At 54.7% G+C, this 16,307-nt stretch carries 14 protein-coding genes; 10 read left to right on the top strand and 4 right to left on the bottom strand.

What is annotated here, in order from left to right:
• Positions 1–115: 115 nt before the first annotated feature.
• The 5 genes from purM to speG all read left to right on the top strand — a co-directional run bounded on the left by purM (position 116) and on the right by speG (position 6,058).
• Complete coding sequence (purM, locus tag NXT09_RS13950) at positions 116–1,153, top strand: phosphoribosylformylglycinamidine cyclo-ligase (RefSeq protein WP_268580072.1); 1,038 nt, start codon at positions 116–118, stop codon at positions 1,151–1,153.
• Complete coding sequence (gene purN / locus NXT09_RS13945; protein WP_010307471.1) at positions 1,153–1,791, top strand: phosphoribosylglycinamide formyltransferase; 639 nt, start codon at positions 1,153–1,155, stop codon at positions 1,789–1,791. The genes purM and purN overlap by 1 nt, the downstream gene beginning before the upstream one ends.
• Before the next feature lie 282 nt (positions 1,792–2,073).
• Positions 2,074–3,180 carry an ABC transporter substrate-binding protein gene (locus NXT09_RS13940; protein ID WP_268580071.1) on the top strand — a complete coding sequence of 369 codons (1,107 nt, stop codon included), beginning with the start codon at positions 2,074–2,076 and terminating at the stop codon, positions 3,178–3,180.
• Positions 3,173–5,314, top strand: coding sequence for a TonB-dependent siderophore receptor (locus tag NXT09_RS13935; protein WP_268580070.1), 2,142 nt, complete (start codon positions 3,173–3,175; stop codon positions 5,312–5,314). Before NXT09_RS13940 ends, NXT09_RS13935 begins: the two co-directional genes overlap by 8 nt.
• Positions 5,315–5,482: 168 nt before the next feature.
• Positions 5,483–6,058: a spermidine N1-acetyltransferase gene (gene speG, locus NXT09_RS13930; protein ID WP_039472461.1), complete on the top strand. Its 576-nt coding sequence runs from the start codon at positions 5,483–5,485 to the stop codon at positions 6,056–6,058.
• A gap of 470 nt (positions 6,059–6,528) precedes the next feature.
• Here the strand turns inward: speG and ybbP are convergent, their stop codons facing one another.
• Positions 6,529–8,958, bottom strand: a complete 2,430-nt coding sequence (ybbP, locus tag NXT09_RS13925; RefSeq protein ID WP_268580069.1) for a putative ABC transporter permease subunit YbbP — start codon at positions 8,956–8,958, stop codon at positions 6,529–6,531.
• Positions 8,955–9,686, bottom strand: coding sequence for a putative ABC transporter ATP-binding protein YbbA (gene ybbA / locus NXT09_RS13920; RefSeq protein ID WP_010284146.1), 732 nt, complete (start codon positions 9,684–9,686; stop codon positions 8,955–8,957). Before ybbA ends, ybbP begins: the two co-directional genes overlap by 4 nt.
• On the opposite strand from ybbA, the gene tesA reads away from it, so the two are divergent.
• From tesA to NXT09_RS13905, 3 genes are all read left to right on the top strand, one after another.
• The gene (tesA, locus tag NXT09_RS13915) at positions 9,609–10,292 is read left to right on the top strand and encodes a multifunctional acyl-CoA thioesterase I/protease I/lysophospholipase L1 (RefSeq protein ID WP_071822632.1); all 684 of its coding nucleotides are present in this window, start codon (positions 9,609–9,611) and stop codon (positions 10,290–10,292) included. The two genes, ybbA and tesA, sit on opposite strands and share 78 nt — an antisense overlap.
• Positions 10,293–10,320: 28 nt before the next feature.
• Positions 10,321–11,091, top strand: coding sequence for an SDR family oxidoreductase (locus NXT09_RS13910; protein WP_109411882.1), 771 nt, complete (start codon positions 10,321–10,323; stop codon positions 11,089–11,091).
• A 110-nt stretch (positions 11,092–11,201) separates the two neighbouring features.
• On the top strand, positions 11,202–12,062 hold the full coding sequence (locus tag NXT09_RS13905; protein ID WP_268580068.1) for a co-chaperone YbbN: 861 nt from the start codon (positions 11,202–11,204) through the stop codon (positions 12,060–12,062).
• Between the two features lie 480 nt (positions 12,063–12,542).
• Here NXT09_RS13905 and NXT09_RS13900 read toward each other — a convergent pair whose 3' ends face one another.
• Entirely contained in the window at positions 12,543–13,736 is a 1,194-nt protein-coding gene (locus NXT09_RS13900; RefSeq protein ID WP_268580067.1) for a nicotinamide mononucleotide deamidase-related protein YfaY, read from the bottom strand.
• A gap of 221 nt (positions 13,737–13,957) precedes the next feature.
• Between NXT09_RS13900 and tyrP the strand changes: the two genes are divergently transcribed.
• Entirely contained in the window at positions 13,958–15,166 is a 1,209-nt protein-coding gene (gene tyrP, locus NXT09_RS13895) for a tyrosine transporter TyrP (RefSeq protein ID WP_268580066.1), read from the top strand.
• Positions 15,167–15,304: 138 nt separating this feature from the next.
• Here the strand turns inward: tyrP and NXT09_RS13890 are convergent, their stop codons facing one another.
• Entirely contained in the window at positions 15,305–15,844 is a 540-nt protein-coding gene (locus tag NXT09_RS13890; RefSeq protein WP_039494163.1) for a YfaZ family outer membrane protein, read from the bottom strand.
• A 249-nt stretch (positions 15,845–16,093) separates the two neighbouring features.
• On the opposite strand from NXT09_RS13890, the gene NXT09_RS13885 reads away from it, so the two are divergent.
• Positions 16,094–16,306 carry a catalase gene (locus NXT09_RS13885; RefSeq protein ID WP_268580065.1) on the top strand — a complete coding sequence of 71 codons (213 nt, stop codon included), beginning with the start codon at positions 16,094–16,096 and terminating at the stop codon, positions 16,304–16,306.
• The last annotated feature ends 1 nt before the right edge of the window (position 16,307 follow it).

The raw sequence follows: 16,307 nt of genomic DNA, 5'->3' as shown, positions 1-16,307 counted from the left end.
ACTCGCAAACGATTGCCTACACTGTTAGAATTAGCGCGCATTATTTTTACCACAGTATGTTTTCTAAATACCGTGTTTTCTGAATACGACCCGTAACCTTCGTGGGGACTCAGCAGTGACCGACAAAACCTCTCTCAGTTATAAAGACGCAGGCGTGGATATCGATGCGGGTAATGCATTGGTAGACCGTATCAAAGGTGTAGTGAAACAGACCCGTCGCCCGGAAGTTATGGGTGGATTGGGTGGTTTCGGTGCCTTGTGCGCCTTACCGCAAAAATACCGCGAACCGATTCTGGTTTCCGGCACTGACGGAGTCGGCACCAAACTGCGCCTGGCGATGGATCTGAAACGCCACGATACGATTGGTATCGATCTGGTTGCAATGTGTGTGAACGACCTGGTCGTTCAGGGCGCTGAGCCGCTGTTCTTCCTCGACTATTACGCCACGGGCAAGCTGGATGTCGACACCGCTGCCAGCGTGATTACCGGTATCGCGGAAGGCTGTAAGCAATCAGGCTGTGCGCTGGTCGGTGGCGAAACCGCCGAAATGCCGGGGATGTATCACGGCGAAGACTACGACGTTGCTGGCTTCTGTGTCGGCGTTGTAGAAAAATCAGAAATTATTGACGGCAGCAAAGTGCAGAACGGCGATGTTCTGGTTGCCCTCGCTTCCAGCGGCCCGCACTCAAACGGCTATTCGCTGGTGCGCAAAGTACTCGAAGTCAGCAAGACCGATCCAGAGCAGTTCGAGCTGGAAGGCAAATCACTGGCCGATCACCTGCTGGCCCCGACCAAAATCTACGTGAAATCCATACTGTCCTTGATTGAGAAAATCGATGTCCACGCGATTTCTCACCTGACTGGCGGCGGCTTCTGGGAAAATATCCCACGCGTACTGCCAGAAGGCATGCAGGCGACGATCGACGAATCCAGCTGGCAATGGCCTGCCGTTTTCAACTGGCTGCAACAGGCCGGTAATGTCAGCCGCCACGAAATGTATCGTACTTTCAACTGCGGTGTTGGTATGATCATCGCACTGCCAGCCGAACAGGCAGACGAGGCCGTTGCATTACTCAACAGCAGCGGCGAAAACGCATGGAAAATCGGCGTCATTACTCAAACCGATGCCGGAGACGCAGTGGTTATTAACTGATGAAAAACATCGTTGTGCTGATTTCAGGTCATGGCAGCAACTTACAGGCGTTGATTGACGCCTGTAAGAACGGACGCCTCAAAGGAAAGATCGCCGCCGTATTCAGTAATAATGCGGAGGCTTATGGGCTAGAACGCGCACAGGATGCGGATATTCCTACGTGCGTCCTGAACCCTGAAGACTTTGCCGACCGTGCTGCATTTGATGCCGCACTGGCAAACGAAATTGAGCAATATGAACCCGCGCTGGTGATCTTAGCCGGCTACATGCGGATTCTTAGCCCAGAGTTTGTTGCCCAGTTTGCTGGCAAAATGCTGAACATTCACCCTTCCCTGCTGCCCAAATATCCCGGCCTGCATACGCACCGCAAGGCGCTGGAAAATGGCGATCGGGAACATGGGACATCCGTTCATTTCGTCACCGATGAACTGGACGGCGGCCCGCTGATTCTGCAAGCGAAAGTTCCTGTATTCAGTGACGACACGGAAGAAAGCCTGAGCGAGCGCGTGAAGACGCACGAGCACACGATTTATCCGATGGTCATTAACTGGTTCCTGAACGGCAGACTGGTGATGCGGGATAATGAAGCCTGGCTGGACAGCGTGCGTATTCCACCGCAGGGCTACGCTGCCGAGTGATGTTGTCAGCGCATCGCTTCATCATAGAGTAAGGCTTCCCTGCGGAGCCTTACTTTTTATTACGTCTTCTTATCACGTCTTTCCTTTCCACACCTCGTCGATCATCACTCTTTTCCCTTCCCTCTCTGCGCTTTAAATATTTACTAATCTTTACGTAGTAATCACTAAGACTCAGATAAAAAAGAACATTTCTATCAACCGACATTACACGCACTCTTCATCGGTTGAAAACGAAAATGACAATGATTATCTTTCCCCATCTTAAATTTTGTGAACTCCATCATGCGCACCGTCTTACTACTTTGCCTGCTTGTTCTCAGCCCGCTCTTGCAGGCAAAAACCGTCACCGACATTTTAGGCCGACAGGTGGCGATCCCAGACAATCCTCAGCGCATCATTCTGGGCGAGAGCCGCATGCTGTATACGCTGGCGTTGCTCCAACCTGATAACCCGGCAAAGCATGTCGTCGGCTGGCCGGGAGATATGGCGCGCTACGATGCGCAGAGCTGGTCACGCTATACCGAAAAATTCCCACAACTGAGCCAGATCCCCCAGTTAGGTAACGGCAGCCTGCAAGCGATGAATGCAGAAATGCTGCTGCCGTTAAAACCCGATCTGGTCATTCTTCCACGGCTGGCAAAAAATGCGGCTAATGAAGACCTCCTGCAACAGACGTTGACTCGTGCGGGTATCCCGTTTATTTACGTCGATCTGCGTATCGATCTGCTTAACAACACATTGCCCAGTATTCATCTGCTCGGTGAGGTACTGAACCAATCTCCGCGCGCTACCGCCTTCAGCGATTTCTATCAGAAACATATGGACGTGATTCGCCAACGCATCGCGCAATACCACGGCAAGAAACCGACGGTCATGCTGCATCTGCATCTGGGCAGACGGGACACCTGCTGCACCACGGCGGTCGGCGGCAGCCTGGGCGATCTGCTGACTTTCGCTGGTGGCGAGAATATTGCCAGCGGCACTATCAATAGCGTCTACGGAGAGCTAAGCCCGGAGCGCGTTCTGGCCGCCAATCCCGACGTCTATATCGCAACCGGCATGGCAGGACCGGAGGGAAAACGCTTCTCCAGCCTGATGCTCGGACCTCTGGTTAATGCAGAACAGGCGAAAGAGAGCTTCGACACGCTTATCCGTCAGGAACCTATTTTGTCTCACCTGCGTGCCGTGCAAACAGGCCATGCCTGGAGTATGTGGCACAACTTCTATCTCAGCCCGTACCACGTCGTAATGGTCGAGATGTTTGCCAAGGCGCTCCACCCAGAGCGATTTGCCGATATCGATCCGCAACAAACACTACAACAACTCTATCAACAGTTTTTACCTATTGAATTTTCAGGGATTTATTGGAGTCAGATTTCGCATGAATAAGTTTTTTATAAAAAAGGCCGCGTTCCGCCACGGCTGGCCGCTGCTGGCGCTGTTGCCGTTTAGCATTCAGGCTGCCATTGTTGATAACAAAACTGTTGATGGCAAAGCAGACACCATGGTGGTCAATGCCACCTCTGGCGATCAGGCAGGAAAAGAGACCGGCTATCAGCCGCATAAAACCGTGACGGGCACACGCACCGAAAGCAGTCTGCTGGATGTCCCACAGGCCGTTAACGTCGTCCCGACTCAGGTGCTCGAGGATCGTGCAGTGCGCAACATTGATGAAGCGCTGTATAACGTCAGCGGCATCACCCAGTCCAATACGTTGGGCGGCACGCAGGATGCCATCATCAAACGTGGCTTCGGCGATAACCGCGACGGTTCGATCTTTCGTGATGGCGTGCGCTCTATTCAGGCGCGCAACTTTACGCCCAGCAGCGACCGCGTCGAAGTGCTGAAAGGTCCGGCATCCATGCTCTACGGCATGGGCGAACCCGGCGGCGTCATCAATATCATCAGTAAAAAACCGGAACTGGTACAGAAAACGCACATTGAAGGCTGGGGAAGCAGCTTCAAAGGTGGCGGCGGGCAGTTGGATATCACCGGCCCGTTAGGTACGTCCGGTCTGGCTTACCGTATGGTGGTCGATCACGATGAAACTGATTACTGGCGCAACTTCGGGCGTAACCGCCAGACGACGGTTGCTCCATCTTTGATGTGGTATGGCGAAGACACCACCGTGCGTGTCTCCTACGAACATATGGAATACCTGACGCCTTTCGATCGTGGCACCCTTATCGATCCGAAGACGGGCAAACCGGTTAATACGCCGCGCGACCGCCGCTTTGATGAAAGCTACAATGCGACACGCGGCGATCAGGACAGCGTCACTATGCAGGTTGACCGTAACCTGAATGACCGCTGGAAAAGCAGCCTGACCTACTCGTACAACCGCAACCGCTACAGCGACAATCAGGCACGCGCCACGAAGTACAATGCCAACACGGGAATCCTGACGCGCCAGCCAGACGCTACAGGCTATGCACATAGCCAGGCGCAAATTGTCCAGCTCACGCTGAACGGCGATGTGGACTGGGGGCGTATCAATCACCAATTGCTGTTTGGGTTTGATTATGAAGCAGATAGAACATTCCGTGGCGATATGATTCGCGGCACAGCGACTTCAGGGTTCAACATCTATAACCCGGTATACGGCCAGTTGCCTGCCTCTACCGCCGTCAACGCAAAAGACAGCGACCAGCGCGAGAATATCGACAGCAAAGCGCTCTTTATGCAGGATGCTATCCGCCTTAACGACCGCTGGCAGTTGTTGGGCGGTCTGCGTTATGACACGTTCGATGTCATGGCAGGTAAAGGACGACCTTTCCTCACCAACACAGACAGCTCATACCACCGCGTCGTACCACGTGCAGGCATCATTTACAGCCTGACGTCGTACTCATCGCTCTATGCCAGCTACAGCGGGTCATTTAAACCCAACAGCAATATCGCCAATAACATCGGTGCCCTGCCGCCTGAAATCGGCAAATCTTACGAAATTGGTGCCAAGCTGGATCTGCCCAATCGCATTACCGGTAACGTAGCTTTGTTCGACATTGAAAAACAAAACGTGATGGTCAAGGTCGATGACAATCTTTACCGCACAGCAGGGAAAGTACGCTCACAGGGAGTTGAACTCGATCTAGCGGGCAGTCTAACGGATACCCTGAGCCTGATTGGTTCTTATGCCTACACCGACGCCCGTGTCACCGCTGATCCAGAAAACACCGGTAAACGCATGCCTAACGCTGCGCGCCATACCGCCTCGCTGTTCCTGACACAGGACTTCGGCAACATTGGTTTAGCAGCCGGTGACGATCTGCGTGCTGGCGCAGGCGCACGCTACGTCAGCCGTCGCGCAGGCGATGCAGCAAACACCTTCTATCTGGATGATTACACCGTCGCCGATGCCTTTGTTGCCTATAGCTTGCCGCTCAACGGTTACAAGGTGAAATGGCAGCTCAACGTGAAGAACCTGTTCGACCAGACCTATTATCCATCCAGCGGTAACAATCTGCGCGTCGCCGTCGGTGAACCACGTCAGGTGGTGCTGCGCGCCAGCGTCGATTTCTGATGCACTTTTGCCCCGCGTCTCACCGATGCGGGGCATCTTGCCGTGTTTCATTCCACATTGAGAGTTCAGCACCAGCCTCCCCGCCGCTATACTAGCATTGGCATACTCATGCCAGCGTGACCTCGGAAACAACGGTTCACGTCCCTTTATATCAATTAAGGATTCACTATGTCCGGTACGAGCAATTCCGTTCGGCTACGACCGCTGGAGCGAGACGATCTCACTTTTGTTCATCAGTTAGATAACAATGCCAGTGTGATGCGTTATTGGTTTGAAGAACCTTACGAGGCCTTTGTCGAACTCAGCGATCTGTACGACAAGCATATTCATGACCAAAGCGAGCGGCGCTTCATTATTGAACACGAGCAGACCAAAGTAGGTCTGGTTGAGCTGGTGGAGATTAACCACATCCACCGCCGCGCGGAATTTCAGATCATTATCGATCCCGCGTATCAAGGCAAAGGTTACGCCAGCGCGGCGGCCAAGCTGGCGATGGATTATGGCTTCTCGGTGTTGAACCTCTACAAGCTGTATTTGATTGTGGATAAGGAAAACAAGAAAGCGATCCACATCTACAGCAAGCTGGGGTTTGAGGTCGAAGGCGAGCTGATCCACGAGTTTTTCATCAACGGTGAATACCGCAACACGATCCGCATGTGCATTTTCCAACATCAATATATGGCGAAACACAAAACCGTGACGGGAACCGGCGGCGAAGCGCCGGGAAGTTCAATCAGCCAGTAAGGTAAAAAGGCCAGCTCGCTGGCCTAAAGCGATTTACTTCTTCTTTTCGCACGTCTCTTAAGCCCGTTTTATGTAGGCTTGGAGACGGTTTCGTGCGCAACAATACCGCTATTCTTATGCTACCTCGTAGCACGCGCCCGACGCAGGGCGCTCAGTCGCCGCCGCCCTGCGAACCCAGGCTTTCCGGCTAAATTATGCCGCTTTGCGGTGCCATCGGTGTTCATGACCGTTAATCGAGCCACCAGTGACGCGTTTACTCGCCCCATAAGTGGGGCTCGCCCTTCGGGCCAGCACAAGTGCTGTTCAAAAACGTCTCTGACGTTTTTGTCAGACGCGGCACTGGCTTTCGCGACGTCCTGTCGCTCACTCGACGTTCATGCCCACCGCTGCATAATTTTTTACACCGGATGATGAGCAAAATCATCACGCTATTGTGTTTATTGCCTGAAGCTAACTCAGTAAATACATTTTTATCCCGAAAACTGCCGGAACAGCGCTTTACCGCGTAAGAGTCGTAGCCCCAGCCAGCCGCCGCAGAGCGACAGCAGGAACGCCGCGATTAACGGGAGCGTTATCCACATCGCGATATTCGGTTCCCAGGCAAAGTTAAAGACCTTACGCTGCAACAGCCACAGCGCCGACTCTGCGCCAATCGCCGCCGCCGTTCCCGCCACCAAACCCAGCACCGCGAATTCACACCACAGCGTGGTACGTAGCAGGCGCAACCCGGCACCCAACGTACGGTATACCATCAGTTCCTGACGTCGCTGGCGCATCCCGACCTGAATCTGTGCCAGTAACAACAGCACGCCACAGAACAGTACCAGAATGACCATAATCTCCAGCGCGCGGCTCACCTGCTGTAAGACCTGCCCCACCTGACGCAGAATACTGCCAATATCCAGTACGCTCACCGTCGGGAACTGGCGATTCATCTGCGTAATCATCTTCTCATCACCATCGTAGCGGAAGCTGGTCAGCCAGGACTGCGGCTGGTTATCCAACGCCCCCACAGGGAAAATGAAGAAGAAATTCGGACGCAGGCTTTCCCAATCCACCTGACGGAAACTGGTCACCGTGGCGCTAAATGGCTGCGTGTCGCCGGTGAAGGTCAGCGTATCGCCAATCTTGATCCCCATCTCTTTGGCTTCTTTCGCTTCCATCGAGACTTCACCCGCCTTCGGTGCTTCACCTTCTACCAGCACATTGTGCTGCGGGATTCCGTTCATCCAGGTCAGGTTCAGTTCACGGTTTACCGTGTTGCCGCCCGGATCGTCTTCGTGGATCACTTCCGTAGCGACCTGCTGATTAATCTCCGTCAGCCGCGCGCGAATAATCGGGAAGAATTGCTCCGGCATCACGTCATGCTGAGAGAGGAAATCCCTTATCTGTGGCACCTGTTCCTTCGTGATATTCAGCAGGAAATAGTTCGGGCTACCCGGCGGCAACTGCTGCTGCCAGCGTTCCAGCAAATCACCGCGCATCACCAGCAGCAGCGCCAATAGCATGAAGGACAGCGAAAACGCGGCCAGTTGACTGAGCGTCGACCACGGTTGGCGCAGCAGGCGATTAATCGCCAGACGCAACGCCAGTCGTTTAACCGTCAAACGCCGTAACAGCAGCAGACCGCCCCAGCCAATGACACCCAGCAGTAGCGATAGAACTGCCACGCCGCCGAGCAGCGACCACAGCAGCACGCCGCCACCGGACAACACAGCCAACAGCCCAACGACAATAATCAGGACAATCGGCAGGTAATAGCGCAGCGGCCACACGTTCGCCACCACATCCTGACGCAACACGCGCAGCGGCTGTGTCGCCAGCAGCAGTCGATAAGGGCGTAGCCCAACCAGCAGTGAGATCAGCACCAGCGATCCCAGCGCCCATACCCACGGCCACAGCCCGGAGGCAGGCAGTGTCGCAGGCAGCACCGGTGCCAGCATTTTCATCAACAGCGCCTCAAATCCCAGGCCGAGCACGCTACCGCAAACTGCCGCCAGACCAAGCACAGAAAGCCACTGCCCGATGATTAATCGCCTCAGCGCCTGTTTGCCTGCCCCCAGCGTTTTTAGAATAGCGACCAAATCATAGCGGCTGCGGCAGTAGTGCCCCATCGCCACCGCGACCGCGGCGATAGACAGCAACAGCGTCAGCAGCGCCGACAGCAACAGGAACTGCTGTGACCGTTTCAACGACTGGCTCAGCGCACCTTCGGAATCCTCCATGCCATACCAGCGCTGATCGGGCTTGAGCTGTGGCTTGATGAAGTTACCGAATTCACTAATCTGCTTCTCATCACCGGAAAACATATAGCGCCAGGTAATGCGGCCTCCCGGCTGAATCGCCCCCGTTTTCTCGACATCGTCCAGATTCATCAGAATACGCGGCGCGGTCTCAAACGGATTGAAACCGGAATCCGGTTCCTGAATCAGTTCGCCGCTGATGCGCAGCGAGGTATCGCCGACATCCAGCATGTCACCAACTTTCAGCCCAAGTAACGCCAGCAGGCGCGGCGCCACCAGCACCGTTCCCGCTTCCGCATGCAGCCCTTCGGGGCGCGTCTGCAAATTGCCGTACAGCGGATAGCGTTGGTCCGTCGCTTTAACCTGTGCCAACTGCGGCGTATCGCCCGCAAACGTCATGGTCATGAAAGAAATCTGGCGGCTAAGCGTCAGCCCGCGCTGCTCCGCTTCCTGAAGCCAGGTATCCGCGACAGGCCGCGATGCACGCAACACGCGATCGCCCGCTAGAAAATCACGGCTCTGCTGGCTGAGCCCTTTTTCCATGCGGTCGCTGATCGTGCCCAGCGCCAGCACGCAGGCGACGGCCAGCGTTAGCGCTAGCCAGACAATCAATAAGGAAGGAGAGCGCCATTCGCGCCAGAACCACCGCCAGATCATGCGTCCTCCCGCAGCTTGCCGTCGACTAACCGCAGACGTCGCTCGCAGCGTGCCGCCAGTTGTTCATCGTGCGTCACCAGAATCAGCGTCGTGGCATAATCGCGATTGAGGGAAAACAGCAGATCAACGATGCGTTCACCGGTTTTACGATCCAGATTCCCGGTAGGTTCATCGGCAAACAAGACGTTAGGACGACCGCTAAATGCGCGTGCCAGCGCCACACGCTGCTGCTCACCGCCGGAAAGCTGAGCGGGAAGATGATGTAAGCGCTCACCTAGCCCGAGCTGCTGTAAAAGCTGTTCAGCCTGTCCACGACTGTGGCTGTCACTTTCACCGCGCAGCAACGCGGGTAATTGCACGTTCTCCAACGCATTCAGCGTCGGCACCAGCATGAAGGACTGGAAGACAAAACCAACATGCTGAGCACGCAGCGCCGCACGACCTTCTTCGTCCAATGCGTTGAGTGATTTGCCCATCAGGCTAACGTCGCCTTCGGTGCCATCATCCAGCCCGGCCAGAATCCCCAACAAGGTTGATTTCCCCGAACCGGATTCCCCAATCAGGGCAATTGTCTGCGCAGGTTTGACAATGAGCTCAACTCCGGTAAGGATGGAAAGCCGATTTTCTCCCTGACCAACGTGCTTACTAAGATGATGAACTTCAAGAATGTTTTCTACGTGCGCAGTTTCGCTTGGCGTAGCACTCGCTGGGCTGGTCTTCGCAAACATGTTTTCGTCCTTTTGCTTCTGGGATTATGCAGCGTACGCGCTTTCGCCGCTGACACATTATTAATTCTGGGCGATAGCCTCAGTGCGGGCTACCAGATGCCGGCCGCCAACGCGTGGCCAACGCTGCTGAACACGCAGTGGCAGACGCAGAAAAAAGGCATCGCGGTGGTTAATGCCAGTATTAGCGGTGACACCACCGCACAAGGGCTGGCGCGTCTTCCTGCCCTGTTGAAACAGCATCAGCCACGTTGGGTGTTGATTGAACTGGGCGGCAATGATGGGCTTCGGGGTTTTCCGGCAGCCAATATCGAGCAGGATCTGACGAAAATCATCACGCTGGTCAAACAGGCTAACGCCCAGCCGCTGCTCATGCAGATCCGTTTGCCGACCAACTATGGCCGCCGCTACACCGAGTCATTCAGCAATATCTACCCCAAATTGGCGGAGCAGTTTGCGCTTCCGCTGCTGCCTTTCTTTATGGAGCAGGTGTATCTTAAACCGGAGTGGATGATGGAAGATGGCATCCATCCAACCCGGGATGCCCAACCGTTTATCGCAGAATGGATGGCGAAGCAGCTGGAACCCTTAGTTAACCATGAGTCTTAATAAATAGGCTTTTGAATTAGGTAAAGTTATGCAAAAAACGGTCTTCATTACCGGTTGCTCCAGCGGCATTGGCCTGATTGCCGCTCAGGATCTGCAAAAACGTGGCTATCGCGTGATTGCGGCCTGCCGCCGCGCAGAGGATGTCGCTCGCCTGACCGCGCTCGGTCTGGAAGCGATTACGCTCGATCTGGATGACAGCGCCAGCGTGGAACAAGCCGCGGCGGAGGTGATCAGACTGACCGATAACCGCCTGTACGGTTTGTTTAATAACGCTGGATATGGTCTGTATGGCCCGCTGAATACCATTTCGCGCCAGCAGCTTGAACAGCAGTTTTCCAGCAACCTGTTCGGCACGCATCAGCTCACGCAGCTGTTATTGCCTGCGATGTTGCCGCATGGCGAAGGCCGTATCATCCAGACCAGTTCCGTGCTGGGGCTGGTGTCAACGCCGGGTCGCGGTGCGTATGCCGCCAGCAAATATGCGCTGGAAGCCTGGTCAGATGCGTTGCGTATGGAATTACACGGCAGCGGCCTGCATGTCAGCCTGATCGAGCCCGGCCCAATCAGTACGCGCTTTACCAGCAATGTCGCACAGACGCAGACGGACAAACCAGTTACCAATCCCGGCATCGCCAAGCGCTTCACGCTGCCGCCGGAAGCGATATTACCGAAGCTCCATCATGCGCTGGAAAGCTCACGGCCTAAATTACGCTATCCCGTGACGCTGGTGGCTCACGCCTTAACCTGGCTGCGTCGTTTGCTACCGGGGTGTCTTCTGGATAAGGTATTACGAGGATAAGGTCGCAGAGGGCGATGTATTGCGCACTCACCTCTGCACGAGGCTTGTAAGTGACACCAACAGGCCCCATCTAAGAGTCAAATGAATTCAAGAAGTAAGAGAGACTACTCATGTTAGAACAACAAGCGACTATCGTTGACGTCAATGAATCCAACCTGCATCAGGTGTTGGAACACTCCGCGACACTGCCAGTCCTGTTTTACTTCTGGTCGGGGCGTAGCCAGCACTGCCTGGAGCTGGAACCAGTGCTGGACAAGCTGGCGCAGGAATACGCCGGGCAGTTTGTTCTGGCGAAGGTTGACTGTGATGCCGAACAGCGCGTAGCCGCCCAGTTTGGCCTGCGCTCAATCCCAACGGTGTATCTGTTTAAAGACGGGCAACCGCTGGACGGTTTTCAAGGGCCACAGCCGGAAGAAGCCATTCGTGAATTGCTGAAACGCGCGCTGCCGAAAGAAGAAGAGCTGAAAGTCGCACAGGCGCAGCAGCTGATTCAGGAAGATAAACTGCCGGAAGCGATGCAACTGCTGAAGGACGCTTGGCAACTCAGCCAGCAGCGTAGCGACATCGGTCTGATGCTGGCAGAAGTGCAGATTCAGATCAACCGCAGTGAAGATGCTGAAGCCGTGTTGGCCACGATTCCTTTACAAGACAGGGATACCCGCTATCACAGCCTTGTTGCCCAGATTGAATTACTGAAACAGGCAGCAGATACGCCGGAAATTCAGCATCTACATCAGCAGTTGGAAGCCGATCCGCAAAATGCGGAGCTGGCAGTACAGCTGGCGCTGCAACTGCATCAGGTTGGGCGTAACGAAGAAGCGCTCGAACTGCTGATGGGATTCCTGAAGAAAGATCTGACCGTTGCTAACGGCAGCGCACGTAAAACGCTAATGGACATCATGGCCGCCCTCGGCACCAGCGACGCCCTTGCCGCCCGCTACCGCCGGCAGCTTTATTCGTTATTATATTGATACCTAATTTATTAGAAATATCCCCAAGCTATCCCGCAGCCCCTTCACAGGGGCTATTTTTTATACACCAATACAGGGATTCAGCGCGGGGTTTGACGTTATCCGGCGTAAAAAATTATGCTGAGAAGATAGCTGGCTTCGGATGAGCCGCAGGACGCGGCGAAAGCTTGCGCCACGTCGGACAAAAACGTCAGAGACGTTTTTGAACAGCACTTGTGCTGGCCCGAAGGGCGAGCCCCATTTATGGGGCGAGTAAACGCGTCACTGGCGGCTCGACAAGCGGAAACGATCGCCGAAGGCACCGCACAGCGGCATAATTCACGCCAAAAAGCCTGGGGTCACGGGACGAGCGGCGCTTGAGCCGTCCCGTGTCGGGCGCGTGCTACGAGGTAGCATGAAAATAACGGTATCATCGCGCACGAAACAGCCTCGATAGCGGCATAAAAATGCGACTCAGAGGCAGTCTTGGATCCCCGCTGACTAAAGCGTCTTCAACACCGTGATCCAACCGTGTCCGCCATACACTGACCAGCCGTTTAGCCAGCGGCGCAGCATGTTCATCGCCAGCATCGCAACGACTTCCTGATGCGTTTTCAGGCTGTAGCGCTGCACGTTGAACTGTATCGTTTGGGCGAAAGATCCCTCCGGCGTATGCAGCGCCAATGACAGCTCCGCATCGTTCCGATTCCCCACGACCAGCGCTAACGACGCACCCTGACGCTCCGCCAGATGGCGAGCATAGTCCGCTAGCCAAGACAGGTTGGTATCCTCAACGTTTGCCAGCAGTTCTCCTCCCGCCAACCGGGTATTTGCCGACTGGAGCTGCCAGTTGAGCAATCCTGCCGTGAAGTGTTCACTCACTGCCAGCGTCATATCACGCTCGGCCAGACGCCGTGCCAGCTGTGCCGGTAACCCTTCAGTTCCTTCAAAGATGGTATTTTCCCCGGCCACGGTGCGCACCGTTTCCCACAGTTGTTCCATATTTTCCTGCTGGGCAGCAGGGCCGGTTAGCTTCAGCTCGATAATCGGCATAGAAGAGCGGTAGCCCAGCACCACGCCCGGCGGTAACGCCATGCCGTCCAACTGGCTTGCCAGATCGCTCTCGGATCGGCCAAAGGTGGTCAGGCGCAGGCACAGCGGAGCATCTGCGACAGCAAAACGCTCGCGCAGGCGCGGCATAATTTGCTGATCGACCATGACCTTAAACTCAGACGGTACGCCCGGTGTAAAAAACATCAGGCACTTGTTCAGTTGCAGCGCGAAACCACAGGCGGTGCCCACTGGGTTATCGACCATTTCCGCGCTGGCAGGGATTTGCGCCTGTTTGCGGTTGCTCGGTGCCATCACTCTGCCACGCTCGGCAAAGAACGCTTCCATACGCGCCAGCCATTCTGCATGCTCAACCAGCCCTTCTCCTGCGGCGGTGGCCGCTGCCAACGCGCTGAGATCGTCGCTGGTCGGCCCTAAGCCGCCGTTCACAATCAGGATATCGGCTATCTGGCTACGCTGCGTTATCGCAGTCACCAGCGCATCGAGATCGTCCCCCACCGTCATCCGGCTGGTCATCGGTAATCCCTGCTGAAACAGATAATCCGCCAGCCAGGCCGCATTGGTATCAATAATCTGACCATGCAGCACTTCATCGCCGGTACATAACATCTCGACCCTAAGCATTTTTTTATTCCTCGTGACGATCCTGAAACCACTTTAAAAAGTCGGATGAACAAACACAATATTTCTTTCAGCCCGCCCCAAAATACGCTACCGCCGGCGAACCTCACTCCAGTGTAAATATAAAATTACACCTCTCGTAACGGCGTTTTGACAGAAATCACTGAATACTCTACCCTGCTGCCAAAAATATCTGGATAGCCACGCTATTTATAGAGGAATAGGTGAAAAATCGTACTCTTGGCAGCATTTTTATCGTTGCAGGCACTACCATTGGCGCGGGAATGTTGGCGATGCCGCTAGCCACCGCCGGCGTCGGGTTTGGTACTACATTGATGATATTAATCGGTTTGTGGGCACTGATGTGTTACAGCGCCTTATTGCTGGTCGAGGTGTATCAGCATCAGCCGTCGCACACCGGGCTAGGCACGTTGGCAAAAATCTACCTTGGCCGCTGGGGACAGTGGATCACCGGCTTCAGTATGCTATTTCTGATGTATGCGCTCACGGCAGCGTATATCAGCGGCGCAGGCGAGCTGCTCGCCAGCAGCATCAGCCAGTGGAGTGGCTACTCACTTCCATTGTCCGCAGGCATTCTGCTCTTTACGCTGGTTGCCGGCGGCGTCGTTTGTATCGGTACATCCTCTGTCGATTTATTTAACCGCATCCTGTTTAGCGGAAAAGTCCTGATGCTTGTCATCATGCTGGCCGTCATGGTGCCGCATATTCAGCGCGTCAACCTCTTAACGCTGCCGCTGCAACAGGGTCTGACGCTCTCGGCATTACCCGTCATTCTGACCTCATTCGGCTTTCACGGCAGTATCCCCAGCATCGTGCACTACATGGGTGGAGACAGCCGTAAGCTGCGCCGAATATTCCTTATCGGTAGCGTAATACCGCTGATTGCCTACATTTTCTGGCAGCTCGTGATGCTGGGCAGCCTCAGCTCTTCAACATTCAACGCTATTTTGGCCGATCAGGCGGGATTGAATGGGTTGATGCAGGCTATTCGCACGCTGGTTGCCTCTCCGCACGTTGAACTGGCCGTCCACCTGTTTGCCGATCTGGCGCTGGCGACCTCTTTCCTCGGCGTGGCGCTTGGGCTGTTCGATTATTTAGCCGATCTGTTTAAACGTAAAAATAGCGTCATCGGGCGCGCGCAAACGGGCTTGCTGACCTTTATTCCCCCGCTGGTATTTGCCCTCTTTTACCCGCAAGGGTTTGTGATGGCGCTAGGCTATGCGGCGATTGCGCTGGCTGTACTGGCACTGCTTATTCCCGTTCTGCTGAGCTGGCAGGTACGCAAACAACGCCCTGAAATACGCGCAACACGCGGTGGCGCGCCGGTCCTGGCAATGGTCTTCGCCAGCGGCGTCGCGATTATCCTGATCCAACTGGCGATGGTGGCAGGCTGGCTACCGTCAATCAGCTAACCTTCCGCGCATAAAAAAACGCTGGGAGCGTTTTTCAACGTCGTTTGCGACGGCCCGCAGGGTGGCGGACATCTTTGTCCGTCATAAAAAAAGAGCGTGAACTCAGCATTCACGCTCTTTTTTCTTTCGAACCAGCGATTAGAAGTTCAGACCAACGCCAATATAGGCAGAATCCGCCAGTCTGTTATCTGGGCCGTTCTCACGCGCCATATTGATGTAGCGGTAACCGACATCAACGCTCAGCGGTGCAAACACCTGCCAGCGGACGCCTGCTTTCCCTTCCACATAGTGGTCGACATGGCTGGAGAAGGCATCCGGTGAATAGTAACCTTCACCATACAGCGAGAACTGACGGCTCAGCGGCCACTGCACGCCACCGCCCAATGCTACGCCATAGCCATCATTGCCGTGATCCTGATTCAGGTACAGCGCTTTTCCACCCAGAGTCAGCTTGAGCGGGCCAACAGGAATGGTGTATCCCAGACCGAAGCCGTATACATCATTGTTGTTGTCGCCGTGGGCATAGCTCACATTGCCCGCAAGCCCAGGAATGCCCAGACCGAAGCCTGCACTGGCACCAGCGTAATCGCGACCTGCTTCCCCGGAAAGGCTAATGGCATGTACAGAAGCACTTGCAAGTAACAAGCTTCCCGCACAGGCAATCACAAACTTTTTCATTTTCAATATCCTTAAAAACCGTCGTTAAACGCGCGTGTAAAGGTGTTATCGTTGCCGATTCTACCCGAAACGCCCCCTCACTCCAGCATGAAATTGCCCTGAGCAGCGATTTATTCTTTTAGTAATCATGAGAGTTTGCCTTCAGCGCTGCTGACAATAGCAGCAATAAGCGCCGCCTATTTGCTCAAAAAAGACAAAGTGAACAATAGTAATCATCACGGATGACGATAAGACAGGCAGAAGGAAACGATGATGAGAGAAGGAAAATTAGCTACAGAAAAGCGCGCAACGACGATGGATACCCCTCACACAGTCAGTGCCGACAGGCACAGCCCGATGCGATTTCAGGACATGTGGTTTCTGGAAAAGCTGGCGCTGTTTGATCGTGAAACCAGCGCCAGTAATCAGACCAATCATCCGCGAAAGGTGGCGAAATCCGGCACCAGCGCACCGGACAACTAAC

This window comes from Pectobacterium jejuense (assembly GCF_026800125.1).
GTDB lineage: Bacteria > Pseudomonadota > Gammaproteobacteria > Enterobacterales > Enterobacteriaceae > Pectobacterium > Pectobacterium jejuense.
This window is presented reverse-complemented; position numbering and strand designations above follow the sequence as displayed.

Excerpts from the sequence above, each read along its gene's own strand:
- NXT09_RS13905 (WP_268580068.1), top strand. The coding sequence starts at position 11,202 with ATGTTAGAACAACAAGCGACTATCGTTGACGTCAATGAATCCAACCTG.
- tesA (WP_071822632.1), top strand. The coding sequence starts at position 9,609 with ATGATGAACTTCAAGAATGTTTTCTACGTGCGCAGTTTCGCTTGGCGT.
- ybbA (WP_010284146.1), bottom strand. The coding sequence starts at position 9,686 with ATGTTTGCGAAGACCAGCCCAGCGAGTGCTACGCCAAGCGAAACTGCG.
- purN (WP_010307471.1), top strand. The coding sequence starts at position 1,153 with ATGAAAAACATCGTTGTGCTGATTTCAGGTCATGGCAGCAACTTACAG.
- speG (WP_039472461.1), top strand. The coding sequence starts at position 5,483 with ATGTCCGGTACGAGCAATTCCGTTCGGCTACGACCGCTGGAGCGAGAC.
- NXT09_RS13900 (WP_268580067.1), bottom strand. The coding sequence starts at position 13,736 with ATGCTTAGGGTCGAGATGTTATGTACCGGCGATGAAGTGCTGCATGGT.
- NXT09_RS13940 (WP_268580071.1), top strand. The coding sequence starts at position 2,074 with ATGCGCACCGTCTTACTACTTTGCCTGCTTGTTCTCAGCCCGCTCTTG.
- NXT09_RS13935 (WP_268580070.1), top strand. The coding sequence starts at position 3,173 with ATGAATAAGTTTTTTATAAAAAAGGCCGCGTTCCGCCACGGCTGGCCG.
- NXT09_RS13885 (WP_268580065.1), top strand. The coding sequence starts at position 16,094 with ATGATGAGAGAAGGAAAATTAGCTACAGAAAAGCGCGCAACGACGATG.
- ybbP (WP_268580069.1), bottom strand. The coding sequence starts at position 8,958 with ATGATCTGGCGGTGGTTCTGGCGCGAATGGCGCTCTCCTTCCTTATTG.
- NXT09_RS13910 (WP_109411882.1), top strand. The coding sequence starts at position 10,321 with ATGCAAAAAACGGTCTTCATTACCGGTTGCTCCAGCGGCATTGGCCTG.
- NXT09_RS13890 (WP_039494163.1), bottom strand. The coding sequence starts at position 15,844 with ATGAAAAAGTTTGTGATTGCCTGTGCGGGAAGCTTGTTACTTGCAAGT.